This window comes from Metasolibacillus fluoroglycofenilyticus (assembly GCF_003049645.1).
In the GTDB taxonomy this organism is placed as follows: Bacteria; Bacillota; Bacilli; order Bacillales_A; family Planococcaceae; genus Metasolibacillus; species Metasolibacillus fluoroglycofenilyticus.
Map to the genome: position 1 here is coordinate 1 of NZ_PYWK01000004.1, position 16,155 is coordinate 16,155.

18 protein-coding genes and 1 riboswitch are annotated in these 16,155 nt (G+C 38.0%); of the genes, 7 read left to right on the forward strand and 11 right to left on the reverse strand.

All coding sequences use genetic code 11. The features are described 5' to 3' along the window. Window positions 1-264: 264 nt before the first annotated feature. Window positions 265-909: a hypothetical protein gene (locus tag C9J36_RS13635; protein WP_107943477.1), complete on the forward strand. Its 645-nt coding sequence runs from the start codon at window positions 265-267 to the stop codon at window positions 907-909. A gap of 225 nt (window positions 910-1,134) precedes the next feature. Here the strand turns inward: C9J36_RS13635 and C9J36_RS13640 are convergent, their stop codons facing one another. Continuing rightward, a complete protein-coding gene (locus tag C9J36_RS13640; RefSeq protein ID WP_107943478.1) occupies window positions 1,135-1,809 on the reverse strand; it encodes a KinB-signaling pathway activation protein in 675 nt (224 codons plus the stop codon). A gap of 570 nt (window positions 1,810-2,379) precedes the next feature. On the opposite strand from C9J36_RS13640, the gene gerD reads away from it, so the two are divergent. Next, window positions 2,380-2,994 carry a spore germination lipoprotein GerD gene (gerD, locus tag C9J36_RS13645; RefSeq protein WP_346719803.1) on the forward strand — a complete coding sequence of 205 codons (615 nt, stop codon included), beginning with the start codon at window positions 2,380-2,382 and terminating at the stop codon, window positions 2,992-2,994. Window positions 2,995-3,085: 91 nt separating this feature from the next. Here the strand turns inward: gerD and C9J36_RS13650 are convergent, their stop codons facing one another. From C9J36_RS13650 to C9J36_RS13660, 3 genes are all read right to left on the reverse strand, one after another. After that, window positions 3,086-4,138, reverse strand: coding sequence for an Mrp/NBP35 family ATP-binding protein (locus C9J36_RS13650; RefSeq protein WP_107943479.1), 1,053 nt, complete (start codon window positions 4,136-4,138; stop codon window positions 3,086-3,088). 66 nt (window positions 4,139-4,204) lie between these two features. Further along, window positions 4,205-4,918, reverse strand: a complete 714-nt coding sequence (locus C9J36_RS13655; protein ID WP_066167462.1) for an N-acetylmuramoyl-L-alanine amidase — start codon at window positions 4,916-4,918, stop codon at window positions 4,205-4,207. Between the two features lie 55 nt (window positions 4,919-4,973). After that, on the reverse strand, window positions 4,974-5,543 hold the full coding sequence (locus tag C9J36_RS13660) for a TetR/AcrR family transcriptional regulator (RefSeq protein WP_066167465.1): 570 nt from the start codon (window positions 5,541-5,543) through the stop codon (window positions 4,974-4,976). Window positions 5,544-5,629: 86 nt separating this feature from the next. On the opposite strand from C9J36_RS13660, the gene C9J36_RS13665 reads away from it, so the two are divergent. Next, a complete protein-coding gene (locus C9J36_RS13665; protein ID WP_107943480.1) occupies window positions 5,630-5,869 on the forward strand; it encodes a hypothetical protein in 240 nt (79 codons plus the stop codon). Between the two features lie 125 nt (window positions 5,870-5,994). Next, window positions 5,995-6,918 carry a DsbA family protein gene (locus C9J36_RS13670; RefSeq protein WP_107943481.1) on the forward strand — a complete coding sequence of 308 codons (924 nt, stop codon included), beginning with the start codon at window positions 5,995-5,997 and terminating at the stop codon, window positions 6,916-6,918. Window positions 6,919-7,130: 212 nt separating this feature from the next. Here the strand turns inward: C9J36_RS13670 and C9J36_RS13680 are convergent, their stop codons facing one another. From C9J36_RS13680 to tenA, 4 genes are read right to left on the reverse strand one after another with little or no spacing between them, the layout of a single operon-like run. Then, a complete protein-coding gene (locus C9J36_RS13680; protein WP_107943483.1) occupies window positions 7,131-7,859 on the reverse strand; it encodes an ABC transporter ATP-binding protein in 729 nt (242 codons plus the stop codon). After that, entirely contained in the window at window positions 7,856-8,614 is a 759-nt protein-coding gene (locus tag C9J36_RS13685) for an ABC transporter permease (RefSeq protein ID WP_107943484.1), read from the reverse strand. Before C9J36_RS13685 ends, C9J36_RS13680 begins: the two co-directional genes overlap by 4 nt. Window positions 8,615-8,624: 10 nt before the next feature. Further along, window positions 8,625-9,602 (reverse strand): ABC transporter substrate-binding protein, encoded by a 978-nt coding sequence (locus C9J36_RS13690; protein ID WP_107943485.1) that lies wholly within the window; start codon window positions 9,600-9,602, stop codon window positions 8,625-8,627. Window positions 9,603-9,619: 17 nt separating this feature from the next. Then, complete coding sequence (gene tenA / locus C9J36_RS13695) at window positions 9,620-10,306, reverse strand: thiaminase II (RefSeq protein WP_107943486.1); 687 nt, start codon at window positions 10,304-10,306, stop codon at window positions 9,620-9,622. A 108-nt stretch (window positions 10,307-10,414) separates the two neighbouring features. After that, window positions 10,415-10,506, reverse strand: a riboswitch (TPP riboswitch). A 146-nt stretch (window positions 10,507-10,652) separates the two neighbouring features. On the opposite strand from tenA, the gene C9J36_RS13700 reads away from it, so the two are divergent. The 3 genes from C9J36_RS13700 (at window position 10,653) to C9J36_RS13710 (ending at window position 13,899) form a co-directional block, all read left to right on the forward strand. After that, a complete protein-coding gene (locus tag C9J36_RS13700; protein ID WP_107943487.1) occupies window positions 10,653-11,369 on the forward strand; it encodes a dihydropteridine reductase in 717 nt (238 codons plus the stop codon). 654 nt (window positions 11,370-12,023) lie between these two features. Next, on the forward strand, window positions 12,024-12,506 hold the full coding sequence (locus C9J36_RS13705; protein WP_107943488.1) for a MarR family winged helix-turn-helix transcriptional regulator: 483 nt from the start codon (window positions 12,024-12,026) through the stop codon (window positions 12,504-12,506). Beyond that, window positions 12,499-13,899 (forward strand): serine hydrolase domain-containing protein, encoded by a 1,401-nt coding sequence (locus C9J36_RS13710; RefSeq protein ID WP_107943489.1) that lies wholly within the window; start codon window positions 12,499-12,501, stop codon window positions 13,897-13,899. The genes C9J36_RS13705 and C9J36_RS13710 overlap by 8 nt, the downstream gene beginning before the upstream one ends. 316 nt (window positions 13,900-14,215) lie before the next feature. Here the strand turns inward: C9J36_RS13710 and rpsI are convergent, their stop codons facing one another. The 3 genes from rpsI to truA form a co-directional block, all read right to left on the reverse strand. Beyond that, window positions 14,216-14,608: a 30S ribosomal protein S9 gene (gene rpsI, locus C9J36_RS13715; RefSeq protein WP_042478678.1), complete on the reverse strand. Its 393-nt coding sequence runs from the start codon at window positions 14,606-14,608 to the stop codon at window positions 14,216-14,218. A 27-nt stretch (window positions 14,609-14,635) separates the two neighbouring features. Next, a complete protein-coding gene (gene rplM, locus C9J36_RS13720) occupies window positions 14,636-15,073 on the reverse strand; it encodes a 50S ribosomal protein L13 (RefSeq protein ID WP_066168931.1) in 438 nt (145 codons plus the stop codon). A 320-nt stretch (window positions 15,074-15,393) separates the two neighbouring features. Further along, the gene (gene truA, locus C9J36_RS13725; protein ID WP_066168929.1) at window positions 15,394-16,143 is read right to left on the reverse strand and encodes a tRNA pseudouridine(38-40) synthase TruA; all 750 of its coding nucleotides are present in this window, start codon (window positions 16,141-16,143) and stop codon (window positions 15,394-15,396) included. Between the last annotated feature and the right edge of the window lie 12 nt (window positions 16,144-16,155).

Here is a 16,155-nt window from a genome sequence, read left to right on the forward strand (position 1 = left end):
TCGCTTCGCTTTCGATACATTAAAACATTTGCTGGCATCTTCATTCGATGTCCAAAATTGTGTTTCATCTATTCAATGAAACTTTATTCATTCACGTCTTGCTTGTTCAGTTTTCAAGGTTCATTTTTGTTGCATTGTCGCGTCATCTCTTAGCGACTTAATCATAATATCACCTTTCATTCATGAAAGTCAACACCTTTTCATAACTTTTTTATAGAAAACTATTTTGCACAAAAAATCATTTTAAATAAAGGAGGTTAAGAAATGCGAAAAATATTGCTGTTACTAGCTTTAGCATTTTTGATTCTAGTATTTTATCAAAAACAAATTACCACTATTTTACCCACATTTAATGCAACGAATGAACCTACCGTTATTTCAAAAGGGCATTACGGGCAAACCTTAATGCTTGAGGTCACTTTTTCTCATGAAGGCTTTGACACATGGCTTGAAAATCTGAAGGCGCCTTACCCTTTATTGCTACTCGACAGTGCTTGGATTGAACGCTCGCCTGCAATGATTGAAATAATCAAGGACAAACGTATACCGACCGCGCTTCTCGGTCATAATAGTACAGATTATACAAACGAAAAAGTTTTAGAAGAAGAAATTACGGTTTATAAAAAGTCCTTAGGGAAAGAGCCACTGTGGTTTATGACGAAGGATTATGTATTTCCAGAAGATTTGAAGAAGCTTATATTTAACCGACGAATCAATATGCTCATACCAACTGCTCTTTGGCACAAAGATCTTCCTCTCGAGGATGGTTTAATTATGTCCGTCCCTATACATGCAAATTCAATAATTAACTTTGAACAACTCACTTTATTTATGCAACAAAGCCCTGTCGTTTCTATAGAGGAAAATGTATTTGGCTATCAGTTAAAAACAAAAAGATTCCCTCAATAAAGGATGTACATTCATCCCCATCTATCCTCAGCAAAGTTATAAGAAGCAAAAAGGGCATGTCTGAAAAGTCATTTGAGACACGCCCTTTTGCAACGGGTAACATTATTTTGTACCAACAGGCACAGTTGTTTCTGTGCCGAAAGCGAAACAGTAGGTACAAAAGCTTTTTAGCAACTATATAGTAGCGACAAAGGTTGTCCGAAAAGAAATATCTTTTGGGACAGCCTATTGTTTAATTTTGAGCAGCTTGCGTGCTTTACGGCGCTCCTCTAAATTTTTACGATCTTCCTCAGACTTAGCATTATACTTAGGTAGCATTAACAGTTGGTATGCATTAACTGCGACTAATGGGAATAATAATAATGCGACATATGTGTTGATATTATCCTGACGTCCCATTAATGCAATAATCCACTCTAATGATGTAATAACAATCATGAAAAAAACAGAAGGAATTAATATATGCTTTTTACCAGTCATTTTTACTTTCTGAACAGCTGTTGCAACTGCACCGAATACTAAAACTAATAGTAAACCAATGTAAAATAGCCAATCTTTAGCCGTTTCTGCTCCCGGTGCAAAACGGAAAATGATTAAATCGATTAAGACAACTAGAATTAATAGCATTTGTACCCAGTTCCATAGCGTTAACGTACGGAAAATATTGACACCTACTTGATGTAATGTTAAATAAGCGAAATAGCCAGCTTGCGCAATAACACTCATTGTGAAGCCCAATAAAACCATCCAAGCAAGGGCAGCAATGAACTCACCAAATTCTCCAGCCACTAAATATGGTTGGAAAAAATCCCAACGTATAAAAAGACTTGATATAGCTGTTACGCCGCCTCCAATTAATAGCGACATAAGGAAAAACTTAATCCAATTACGTATTGTCACGACATAATGTCCCCCAATTTATATTCTCCATTCTCATTTTAACAATGACGACATAAAAAAGCTAATACACACATAAGTCCAATACATATTATTCGTAAAAATGTGAACAATAAATGAAAGAGCATCGCAACTAATAATGCGCTCATTTACTTTTGATTGGCTATTCAAAGCTTAAACACGAAGGCATTTTTAAAATTTATTACATTTAAGACCCTAAATTAATTATGCCGTGGCGTAATTGCACTCAATTTTTCCAAGCTTGCAAAGAAATCCTTTTAAAATCTGTCACACCCGACAGAGATTAGATCCATACGATTCATCGTTACCGCAGAACACGGTGGTCTTAAAGTGAGTTTCTTTAAACAAGCCTAACGAAGGCATTTTTATCGACGCCTATAGAGGAGAAATACCTTCTATACCTGTCATCTTGCTATCGGTACAAAACCTGTACTCCTGCAGTTACTCGTCGCAGTAAACATTACTGAAAGTAAGTTAAATGAAATAAAAAAATTTGTTTTTCGCTCCGTAAAACGAGGTTTTTCTGCTGAACTAAGACGAAAGGAAGGATAAATGATGTATCGTATCGGAATTATTATTTTTTCTTTAATTTTACTCGCTGGATGTACTGAATCAAAATCGGCTACATTGTCATACGATGAAGTGAAAAAAATTATGGTTGACTCTATTCAAACTGAGGACGGGAAAAAGGCAATCCGCCAAATACTAGAGGATCCGAAGTTTCGCGAGCTACTAATACTCGACAGCGATGAAGTAAAGCAAGCTACAGAGCAAACTTTATTATCCCAAGAAGCTGAAGATTTTTGGAAAAAGACGTTTCAGGATCCAAAATTTAAAGAAGCAATTGCTAAAAGTATGCAGGAACAGCAAGAGGCTATTTTAAAAGGGCTAATAAAGGATGCCTCCTATCAGGAAGATTTACAGTCATTTTTTGGACAAGCAGAAATGCAAAAGCAGCTTGAGACTATTTTAAAAAGCGCCCCACTTCGGAAACAGATGGAACAGATTGTAATGGATACGATTGATAACCCTCTCCTGCAATCTAAATGGCAGCAATTAATTATGCAAAGTGGTGAAGCGAGCAGCTCTTCGGGAGGGTCCGATTCCGGTGAGTCTAAGGAGTCTAAGGATACTAAAGAGAAAGACCAAGATAAGAGCCAGGAGTAACATCTACCAAAGTACATCACGCTTCCCTTTTGTATAGAATAAATTAATATGGGCTGTCTGAAGTTATTCCCCTTTTCAGACAGCCCTCTACTTATTTTTTTAATTTATCGACCATTTGACGAGCAATTTCTAAATAAATTTGTCCTGTTGGATGATCCTCTGCATAAATAGAAGGAGCAAAATCTGCCTCCGTCCAATCAGGTTGTCCTAATGGAATTTGACCTAGTAATTGCGTGCGTAGCTCATCTGCTAATTTCGGACCTCCACCACGTCCAAAGACAAACTCTTTTTCACCTGTTTTCGATTCATACCACGCCATATTCTCAATAACACCCAAAATTTCATGATTTGTTTGCAGTGCCATTGCGCCTGCTCGTGCCGCGACAAACGCTGCTGTTGGATGTGGTGTCGTTACAACAATTTCTTTTGAAGACGGCAGCATCTGGTGAATGTCTAACGCCACGTCCCCTGTCCCTGGCGGTAAATCTAATAGTAGGTAATCTATATCTCCCCACTCTACATCGCGGAAAAATTGATCTAACACTTTCCCAAGCATTGGACCACGCCATACAATTGGTGCATTATTTTCAACGAAGAAGCCCATTGAAATCACTTTTACGCCCATACGTTCTACAGGATAAATACGGTTTTCTTTAACAACAGGCATTTCCCCAATACCCATCATGTCTGGCACACTAAAGCCATAAATATCAGCATCAATCAGCCCTACTTTTTTACCAAGACGCGCTAATGCTACAGCCATATTTACCGACACTGTCGATTTACCTACACCACCCTTACCAGAGGCAATAGAAATAAATTGTACAGTGGATAATGGCGATAAAATATCTTGAGCCTGCGCTTCCGTAGCTTGCCCGCGAAATACCTCTAAAGCTTCAGTTGACAGTTCTTCGAATCGAATACCTACAGATTGTGCCCCATTTTCCTTTAACACTTCAACAATTTTCATTTGTAGCGTCATTTGTTCAGGTGTATTTGTTTTCGCAATTGCGATTTTTACACTAACATGGCCTTTTTCTTCTTTAATGTTAACATTTACAATGCCATTCGTTTCCGCTAATGTTTTATGTAAAAAAGGATCTTGTAGTTGTCCCAACAGTTCTCTGACTTGTTGTTCGTTCATTTCGTAAAACACTCCCCTATTTTTATATCCACCTAGTAGTATAACACACCCCTCGCCGCAATATAGCTATTGGAGTTCCATGAAATAATAGTTCTCAATGCCACGAGCAATGGCCAGTGCCATTTTTTCTTGGTAGCCCGGGTCGGTCAATAATGCTCTCTCCTCATCATTGCTTAAAAAGCCCGTCTCCACTAATACTGCTGGCACTTGCGCCTTTTTCAATAAATAAATTTCCTTAATCGATAATGCCTCGCGATCTGTATTTTGTAGATGCTCCCGGATAGACTCTTGAATCGTTTTTGCTAAAAGCTCACTATTGGCATCGCCTTCCTTATGATAAAACACTTGTGCACCGCGCCATTTACTGTTCGGGATTGCATTAGCGTGAATGGTAATGAATAAATCGGGCTGTTGCTCTTGAACAATTGTTTCTCGCAAAAAGATATCTTGCTTTTTACGCTCACGCAATGTCGAGAATTGCTCGTTCGGTGCATGCTCAGCTAGTACATCCTCGTCTGTCGTACGAGTCATCACTACCTCGGCCCCTAATCGTTTCAATTGACGAGCGACTCTTTCAGTAATAGCTAGCGTAATATCCTTTTCAATAACATCACCTTTAGAAGCGCCACCATCAATACCTCCATGCCCTGCATCAAGCACTATTTTCACCCCACCTAATGGCTCCGGCAAAAAAAAGCGCTTATCGGAGGCACTTGTTTCATAAACGACAATCATCATACAGCTAAACATAATAACAATCAGCGCTAACCAACGCTTCATATGCACACCACCTTTGACTTACTATACGCAAAAATGGACGTGCATATGCGTTCTTTTAGTTTGTAGTACCAAAATCAATCCCTGAAAGTATATACGGAATAGCTGATTTTATAAATTCTTCTGGTGATACATTTTCATCGGCTCTTCTCCATTCTACCGACGCACCATAAATGCCCCAGCTCAAGATAACAGCTGTAATTTTTAATGCTTCAGTCTCTTTCTTTGTTTGTTGTCTTACTAACATTTTGTAGAAAATAATTTCAAGTTGCTCTCGAATGATACGCGCAATCGTATCCTCGTAACCTCGATGGCAACGATTCGATAATGATTTTTGGAAATTTGTTATCGCTTGAAAGATATTGACAAAAACCTCTTCATTTAATTCATTCCTCTTATAAAAGTCGTAATCTAAATTAACTAACAGCACTTCCGAGAGCACCTTCTCTAATAGGTCATATATATCCTCGAAATGATAATAAAAAGTAGCGCGATTAATCATTGCTTCCGCTGTTATATCTTTTATAGTAATGTCTTTAAATTCTTTTTTTCCTGAAAGCTCAATGAAAGAATCAATAATTAATTTGCGGGTGCGTAAAACTCGAGGGTCCGCCTTTGCTTGAGTCATTTTTATCACTCCTTTTTTAAACAATTTCTTTAATATGTTGTATAAACGACAAATTCATAGAACTATTGGTGTTGCTCATTTTAATTATGACCTACAATCCAATTGTAAGACAAATAATACATTTTGCTTATAAACTAGCACCATTTCATGAAGCAACTGTTCAAGCTATGTTTAATGAAGTTGTCGCCTGGTCTACTGCATTGAAAACGATTTATGAGGCTGTCCAAAAAGCCGTGCATAGCCGGGGCATTTTGGACAGTAGCAATGAGGTTTCACAAAATGTTGATTCATATAAACAGAAAGCGCCTCTTTTAAAAATGGGATGAACATTGGCTTTAGCAGTGTTAGCTTTCAGTAAAAGGGAAGCGATGAAAACATTTATTTCAATGCGGTGGCAAAACAAAATGTACTTTTCGGACAGCCCCAATTCTTATAGAGGAGGTAAAATGAATTGAAAAACAATATAGTGTGTGATTTAAAAACAGGTGTCTGCGGTGTAGCTGGTGAAGAGGAGATTGAGGTGATTGATTTTAATCAACCACAAAAATTGATTAATCTTTATTATGTAACCGACCCAATTTGCTCCCATTGCTGGGCAATTGAACCTGAGCTTCGTCGTTTTGTAGAGCAATATGGTCATTATTTTAACCTCCATACAGTTATGGGCGGCTTGCTAGAAAAATGGCATGATGGACCAATCGACCCTGCAAACGGAATTCACAAACCAGCGGATGTTGCTGGTCATTGGCGAGAAGTTGGCGAATTTTCGAGAATGCCTATTGACGGTAGTTTGATGCTTGATAATCCCGTTCAATCTTCGTACCCGCCTTCTCGTGTTTTCAAAATAATTCAAAAGCAGCACAGTGATGCGATGGCATTTACGTTTTTACGCCGCGCAAGAGAAGCGCTTTTTGCATTTAATCAAAACATTTCAGATTCATCTGTTTTAACAGAAATCATAAATAAACTTGGGCTTAATGGAGAGGCTATTGTCAATGAAGCTGAGCTACCGGTTGGTCAGCAATTATTGAATGAGGATTTTGCTCTTACTAGAAGCTTAGGTGCTCGAGGCTTTCCTACGGTTATTATGATGAATGAAGAAAATAAAGGCGTTCGAATTGTCGGCGGTCGCCCGCTTCACTATTACATCGATGGATTAAAGCAAGTTTTAAATTCGGAACAACTAAAACCGAAGCAGCGACCATCCTTTGCTAATTTGCTACAAAAAGAAAAGCTACTATTTTCTAAAGAAATTGAAGTGATGTACGATGTTGAACAATCAGATATTATTTCTTTTATTGAAAAGGAGCTTGCACCAGATCAATATAAAGTAAATGAAATTCTAGGTGAATTTTATTTTACAGCTACTAACTAAAGTAAGTGCTGTTTGAAACGGTAATTTTATGTTGTGATTACATTGAAAGGAATATCTCCATTTCTTCTCTTTCATGTAGGAGATAAATCGTTAAACCCTGTGTTTCTTTCGTTTTAAAATATGCTCTCTGTTTCAATGAGTTAAATTTCCTAAAAACACCAGCATCAGTGTCCAAAAAGTCGGCTATATACGGCTTTTTGGACACCCTCCAATTATCCTTTAAGTACCTCAACGATTTTTTTCCTCCATTTTAAAAACTCATCGCTCAAGTATAATTGCTCATCCCGCGGACGCTTAAAAGGAATTTTTATAGATGCTTTTACAGTTGCTGGGTTTGTTGATAAGATAATAATTTTGTCCGACAGGAAAAGGGCTTCTTCAATGTCATGTGTAATGAATAAAATGGATTTGTCATACGCTTCCCACATGTTAAGCAACCATTGCTGCATTTCTTTTTTCGTAAAAGAATCTAATGCAGAGAAAGGTTCATCTAAGCAGATAAGGGATTGCGGGCTTAGCAACGCTCGAATAAATGCCACACGCTGCTTCATTCCGCCTGATAATTGATGGGGATAAGCGTTCACCATCTCTCCCAAATTGGCCTTCTGCAATAATTCAACCGCCTGTGCTTCATCTGCTTTCCCCGCTAACTCACTGCCAAGCATTGCATTTTGCAATACTGTTCTCCAAGGAAAAAGCGACGGACTTTGAGGCATGTAGCTCATATTTCCACTTTCACTCGTAATATCACAATCATTTAACATAATTTGCCCTTGCTCAGGCTTTAAAACGCCTCCAATAAGATGAAACAAAGTACTTTTCCCACTACCAGAAGGTCCTAATATAGAAACAAACTCGCCATCCTGTGCAGTGAAAGAAATAGCGGAAAGTATCTTTTTTTCTCCGAAAGAATGATGTAGCTGCTTAATGTGCAGGCTCATTGTACTCCCTCATTTCGTTTCCAGCGCGTAAACCATTTCTCAAGTGCTAAAAATAGTCCGAAAAATGCCAAGCTCAAAATAATTGTTATAACGATTGCAACGAAAACACGTGGCGTTCTGTAGGAGGAGGCAGATAACGTCATAAATACGCCAATTCCTTTTTGTGCACCTAGCCATTCTGCTACAACGGCTGTCATCACACTATACGTTGCAGCAATTTTTATTCCTGAGAAGATGCTTGGGATTGCATCAGGTAATTGCAACCTTAAAAAAATTTGCTTTTTCGTCGCTCCCATCATTTGCATATAATGCATCAAATCACGCTCAGTTTGTCTAAATCCATCAAGCGTTGCAATGGCGATTGGGAAAAAGGCTGTCGTTGCGATAATTAAATATTTCGGGAAATCTCCTAGACCAAACCAAATCATTAAAAGTGGCGCTAGCACAATTGTTGGGATATTTTGAGAAATAACGAGAAACGGCATAACGATTTCCCGTGCAGTCGGCAAAATATGTAACATTGTTGCGACACTAATACCTAACACAATGGCTGACGAAAAACCGATGAATACAAGCTTTATCGTCGCCAGCATATGCGGGAAAATGGCGGGGAAAACAATGAACATTTCCTTTGCGATAACGGAAGGTGCAGGTAGTACCCATACTTCAATCTGCAACAGCTTCACTGCTATTTCCCAAAGAGTAATTGCGATTAGAAGAGCTAGCACCGGCTTCCACATATTTTCTATTCTCATAGCTGTTTCCTCACTTCATTGCATTCGCGATAAATTCATTTGTAAATGCTTGTTGAATATCTACTTCACCGATAATCTGATGCTTTACCATAAATTCCGCAAAGTTTTCCCATCGACTTGCCTCTTGAACACCCCAAGCCTCTGCACCTTCTTTATAGTGAGGAGATAGCCACTCCTGACTGCGTCTCACAAGCTCTGGCTGAAGGTCGGGCTCTGCAGCAATTAAAATATCCGCCGATTTCTGCGGGTTATCAATTGCAAACTCATAGCCTTTATATACAGCATTAATGAAGGCTTGCACTGTATCAGGATTATCTTCAATCATTTTATCGTTCGTAATAATAAGAGGTGAGTAAGTATCTAACTCTGGCGCAAAATCAGTCGTTTTAATAAAATGCATATCCGCATCACGAATCTCACCTTCAATACCTGTCCATGCATAAAAAATACTGACAAAATCAATGTCTCGCTCTAGCGCTACAAAATAATCTGTATTGCCGACTTGTACCGTCTCAATTTTCGAAGCATCTCCACCTTCTTTATTCATAACAGCCTGTAAAGAAGCTTTTTCTAATTCCGAGCCGTATGCACCGTATTTATGCCCTTCAAAGTCTTTTGGCGTTTTAATTCCCTTTGCCTTTGGCGTATAATAGCCTCCAGTGTTTTTCTGAATAATGGCAGCGATTGAAACAATAGGAAGATCTTCTGAACGCGCTTGCGTTACTTGATTTTGAAAGCTAATTCCGAATTGCCCCTTGCCAGACCCTACAATTTGCTCCGCACATACCTCGCCTGGCAGCATAATTTCAACGTCTAAGCCTACTTCTTCAAAAAATCCTTTTTCCTTTGCTACATAAATTCCTGTATGATTTGTATTTGGCGTCCAATCTAAGAACAGTTGGACCTTTTCATTCCCTTCCTTTGTCTGACAGCCCGTTAAAAGGAAGACTAGTGATAATAATGCTAAATATTTTAAGACTATTCGCATGGCAATATATCCTCCACCTATGACTTCACTTTCTCATCACGCTGTGATAACCATTTTTCAAATGTATAGGACATCTCCCAAAATGCTAGTTCATATTCCTTTGCGATAATAAATTGTTCCTTCACTTTCTCTTTTTCTTTTTCGTTCATATCCTCCACAAGTGAGTTTAATAAATCAATTTGAGCCTGTGTTGCCTCTTGGAACCAATCGCTCGCATATGTCGCAAGCCAATTGCGATAAATTTCAGTTTCTGGATTTGCGTGCTCATAAGCCTTGCCAATATCAGCATATAGCCAATAGCATGGCAACATAGCTGAAATAATATAGGCTAAATTTCCATACATTGTTGAGCGATATAAATGTGATGTATAGCCGTAAGCAGTTGGTGCTGGCTTGAAGCTTTCCATATCTTCCTCAGTAATATTTAATATTTTTGCATGTGCTTCATGCACCCCTAATTCAGCTTGTGCGGTATTGCGCGCTTTTTCTGCCAGAAAAGCGGTAATCGCGAAATCTTCTGCTTGTGCCGCTGCCAGCGCATGAATTTTTGCATAATGGTTCAAATAATAGATATCTTGCAAAATATAATTTTTGAAAATTTCAAAGGGTAAATCCCCCTTCACAATGCCTTGTACAAATGGGTGATTTAAGCTTTTCTCCCAGCTCTCCTTTGTTGCTAAACGTAATTCATCAGTAAATTTCATAAAAAAACCTCCTAATTTGTTCTTTTTCTAAAAGGAACACTAGTAGGAGGGTTTCGTTTTTGAATGAAGTAAGCAAATATATGCCAAAATACATCGTTATTAAACGAATTCATTTCCCATCTACTTCCCTCCGCTCGTACTAACGAGATCAGGTTCTAAGAGTAAGTCTCAGCCATTATTTGGCACCCCTAGTAGAAAAAGAATCATATTTTAATTTCAAATCCATCATAACGCATTAAAATTAAATGTCAAATATTCTTTAAAATAATCAATCCATTTAATTGAGAATAGTTATCACTTATTGTATAGTAGATAGTGACATACAAATAAGTGAGGAGAAGATATAATGCAAATTTACTGGACGAAAATAAATAAGATTATTGAAGAAACGCCTGAGGTTAAAACATACATGCTGGACCTTCCAGAGGGCTTTACATGGGAAGAAGGCTCGCACACCCATTTCGCACTAAAGGGATTTAATGCTGGAGAAAAGCCAAACCGCGCGCTCATCCGCCATATGTCAATCTCCACTTTACCGCACGAAAATTCAATCGGTATTACAACACGCATTAAAGAACAATGCTCTGAATTCAAATCGATTTTAAAAAATATTGAAATTGGCACTGAAGTAGCAATCTTTAAAACACATTCGAATGTACCGCTAAAAAGAGACAATAAAAATATTTATCTGCTATCATCTGGTGTCGGCTTAGCTACTTTTAGACCACTTGTACTTGATTATTTAGAGCGTGCAGACAATGTGAATCAAATTCATTCACTAAATATCGATTCCACAAAGGGTTTCTTATTCCCAAATATTTTTGAATCTGCACCTGCCAAGAAATTCATCGCACAGTTCGTCGATAATCGCAAAGACTATTATGAAGAAGTGAAAAATCTAGCCGCAGACAAAGAAGGATTATTCTACGTTGTTGGCAGCGATGAATTCCTTGCACAAAACATTGAAATACTACGTGAACAAGGCATCCAGCCTGAACAAATTATGCTCGACAAGCACGCACAACAACGTGCTGAGTTTTTATCATTGGATTTACCAGTTTAATATATCTTAGTGAGGAAGCGTCCAAAAAGTGTACTAAAGCACTACATTTTGGACGCTTCATTTGTGGAGTTGACCGAAAATCCATTTTTTGTCACCGTATTGAAATCAATGTTTTCATCGCTTCCCTTTTACTGAAGGAGTACACTGCTAAAGTCAATGTTCATCCCATTTTTAAAAGAGGCGTTTTCTGTTTATATGTATCAACATTTTATGAAATATCATCGCTAACTGTCCAAAATGCCGGCTATGCACGGCTTTAGGACAGCCCCTGTTTAACAAAGTAAATAAGTGGAGAAATAATTATTCATGCATTAGATTGATTTTAGCGAGTGGCGAGACGACACGCTGATAAAGGGAGACCTAGTCTAGTACCGCCGCAACATATGTGCGAGCGACTGAGTGGGCAATATCATGTTGGTCTAAACCTCAGTAGTTGTCACTACCGTTGGCAATTCCTATCGTTTAAAAAATCATCTACTTCTAGATGGCAAGTGATTTTATACACCATTAAGTGAGCGTTTTTGTACATAGTTTAATGGAAATTTGTATATCTTCAACGGCAAAGCGGATAAATATAAATGTTTTATTAACCTTGACCAATGTTAAAGTCCACTTTATAATAAAGTAAACTTTATAATATAAGGAGTTATTAATATGAAAAAAAATAAAGATGAATTATTTGAACTCGTTACTGAAATAAATGACATGCATTATACGATGAATAAAATCTTCATAAAAGAATATCAATCTTTACTAGATGATAATCTTTCTAGGAATCAAACAATTTTAATGGATATTGTTAAAGATTACGGAAAAATTTCTATTGGAGAAATTGCTCGACTAATGAAAATAACATCAAGCGCTGTTGGACAGATTGTTAATAAACTTGAAGATGGAAATTATTTAGTGAGGACTATTAATTCACAAAATAGACGTGAAATACTTGTGCAACTGGCAGATAAGGGAACTCGATATTTTGAAAAAGAAGAAAAAATAAATCGTCAAATTATTAATCGTATTTACACACAAATGGAATTGAGTGAAATGGAAGAACTCAAAAGGATTATCACGAAGCTAAGTAACATTGTAGAAAAGACATATACAAAACAAGATGGGGAGGAAAACAATCATGACTAACACAAAGGCTAACTTAGAAAGTTTATTCAATGAAATTAAGGAAAGGGAATTGTTAAATGGTACAGTCCTTGTTGCTAAAAAAGGCGAGATTTTATACGAAGGAGCTTTTGGTAATGCTGACTTGTCAACAAAACGTCCATTAACATCACAATCTTTATTCAACCTTGCATCTGTCTCAAAGCCAATTACAGCAACTGCAATTTTACTACTCGTTCAGGAAGGCAAACTAAATCTTGAGGACTTCGTGCAGAAATGGATACCTAATCTACCTTATGAAGGCATTACGATTAGACATCTACTTAACCATACGAGCGGACTCCCCGATTATTTAGATTTGTTTGAGAAATACTGGGATAAAACGAAAATCGCAGACAATGACGACTTACTTAGATATTTAGTCAAGTACAAACCCCACCGTCTATTTGCACCAAATGAGCGTGTTGAATATAGTAACACGGGCTATATTTTACTCGCGCTCATTGTTGAGCGTGTAACCAACATGGGTTTCCCCTACTTTTTACAAGAAAATATTTTTAAGCCACTTCAAATGACTCGCACTCAAGCTATTGGTGTTAGAAAAGAAAAGATTGAAATTGAAGATTATGCATACGGTTATGTCTATGATGTATATGCAGGCGAGTACGTTTTGGCTGATGATTTCGAAGAGTCCAAAATGGTTATTTATTTAGATGGAATACTTGGTGATGGTGGTATTCAATCAACTGTCAAGGATTTATATCTTTATGAACGTGCTCTAAACACCGGAAATTTAATCAATGACGAATTACTAAAAGAAGCTTATACACCAGCGGTGACAAAAACCCAAACACCACTTAGCTATGGTTTTGGTTGGATCTTAGAGGATATCAAGAAAAAAGGACGAATCGTTTGGCATAGTGGCGGCTGGCCAGGATATGTTACACATCTTAGACGCTTCATCGATCATGATATTGTTGTTATTGTACTAAGAAATAAAGAACAAGATTTCGATTTTGACCAACATGTCTTATACGCAATCGAGCAAGTAGCTTTTGATGAGCCTTATGAACTTGCTAAGGAAAAACCTCTATTAAAGCGTGCCAGAGTCATTCCAGTAAATGTTTTAAAACGCCTTGTCGGTGATTATGCACTAACGGAACACCCGGATTTAATCATTCATGTTTCATTAGAAAACAACAGACTATTTATCGAAATGCCCGGTACAATGAAACTTGAATTATACGCTAAAGCAGAGAAAGAATTCTTCTTGAGAGGATTATCAATAGAGGTTAGTTTTATAACAGAGAACGGTAAGGAATTAATAAGGATTGTTAATGGTGTTGAAGTACAAACAGCAGTGCGTCAATCATTAACCGAGGATAAATGGGATTTTAATCATGCAGATCACAACTGAAATATTACCTATTCAGTAGTTTAAGCAAGATGTTTATGCAGGAAACGATGCAGGGAAAACCTATGTACCTGCCGTTTTGCTTTCGGCACACAAAAGATTCGCTCCCGCAGTTATTCATTATAGGAGTTGTGTCTCAAAATGGCTTTTCAAACATGCCCTATTCTATTAACTTGAAAGACTAAGAAAATTAAAAGACTCGAATAGCTAAAGGTCCATTTTTGAATTATCTACTAAATTTTTTTAGTATAAAGCATAAAAAAAACTCTCTCTCGACAATCGAGAGAGAGTTTTGAAAAACGTTGATATAACAACGATATTAACGTTTTGAGAACTGTGGTGAACGACGAGCGCCGCGTAAACCTGGTTTTTTACGCTCTTTCATACGTGCATCACGTGTTAATAAACCAGCAGATTTAAGTGCTGGACGGAAATCTGGGTCAACTTGTAATAAAGCGCGTGCGATACCGTGACGGATTGCACCAGCTTGACCAGTGAAACCACCACCGTTTACGTTTACGTGAACATCATAGCTACCTTTTGTTTCAGTAGCTTCAAGTGGTTGGTTGATAATTAAAAGTAAAGTTTCATATGGTAGGTAATCAGCAACATCACGGTTATTGATTACGATTTTGCCTTCGCCTGGTACTAAACGTACGCGTGCTACTGAGCTTTTACGGCGACCTGTGCCGATGTATTGAACTTGTGCCAAGGTTATTCCTCCTATTAATGTAGTATATTATCCACGAAGCTCATAAGCTTCTGGTTTTTGCGCTGCATGTGGGTGCTCTGGGCCAGCATAAACATTAAGTTTGCTGAACATTTGACGACCTAAAGAGTTTTTAGGAAGCATCCCTTTAACCGCTAACTCAATCATTTGAGTTGGGTATTTTTCTTTCATTTCGCCAGCTGTACGTTGTTTTAAACCACCAGTAAATTGAGTGTGACGGTAGTAGATTTTACCTTCTAATTTATTACCTGTTAACTCAATTTTATCAGCGTTGATGATGATTACATGATCACCTGTGTCAACGTGTGGTGTGAAAGTTGGTTTATGTTTACCGCGTAAAATAGAAGCTACTTCAGAAGCTAAACGTCCAAGAGTTTGGCCTTCTGCGTCAACTACTAACCATTTACGCTCTACTTCGTGACCTTTAGCCATGAATGTTGTACGCATGTATATATCCTCCTAATCGATTCGATTACCGTTATTTTTCATTATTAAACACTATAAGTTTCGGGGCTTATTTGTGGTGGTAATGAAAATACCATACATCATCATATAACGTATTGCGTTATAAGTCAAGAATTTTTATTGAACACACGGTGATGTTGTTAAAGACGAAAAATCCAAATAATTGATAAAATAAAATTTCAATCAGTGAAGGTTTTCCTCATCCCCCACTGATTGTTAGTTGAAGCAATCGGGCTTTTACGGGCATCCTTACTTAAGTCTTGAAGTGGGAGGCTTACTGCCAGTTAATGCGGGATAAATTACTATGCGTTTATTGCGTAAAAAACTTCCTCCAAGTAAAGTCCATGTGCCGGTGCTGTCTTTCCTGCCTTACTGCGGTCCTGTGCCTCGATTGCCTGTGCCACTGCACAAACATCGCGGCGACCCGTTCCGACCTCCCAGAGTGTTCCTGCAATGATGCGCACCATATTGTATAGGAAACCATTGCCTGCAATCGTCATATGTAGCTCGTCACCAACCCATTCTAAATTTAGTGAATAGACGGTGCGCACTTTATCTACAACGCTTGTATTCGCCGCGCAAAAGCAAGTAAAATCATGTGTGCCGACAATTGACTGTGCAGCCTCACGCATGGGCTCTATATTTGGCTTAATGCCCTTCGTTTCAACTGTATAAAAACGGCGAAATGGGCTTTGGACTTTACTGCAATCCCAAATGTAACGATAACGCTTGCCTGTCGCACTATAGCGCGCATGAAAGTCGTCTGCTACTTGTTCAACACCTAAAACCCGAATATCGCTTGGCAGTTGAACATTTAATGCCTTTTGATAATTATCAGTAGGAATTGTCAGCGTTGTATCAAAATGAATGACTTGCCCTGTCGCATGAACACGCGCATCTGTACGCCCACTTGCCGTCACATGCACACGCTTACCTTTATGCATTTTCATCAATACTTTCTCTAGTTCTAGCTGCACTGTGCGCTCGCCTGGCTGCACTTGATAGCCAGCAAATTGTGTGCCATCATAGCTGATAATTGCTTTTAATCTCATAAGGTATCACCT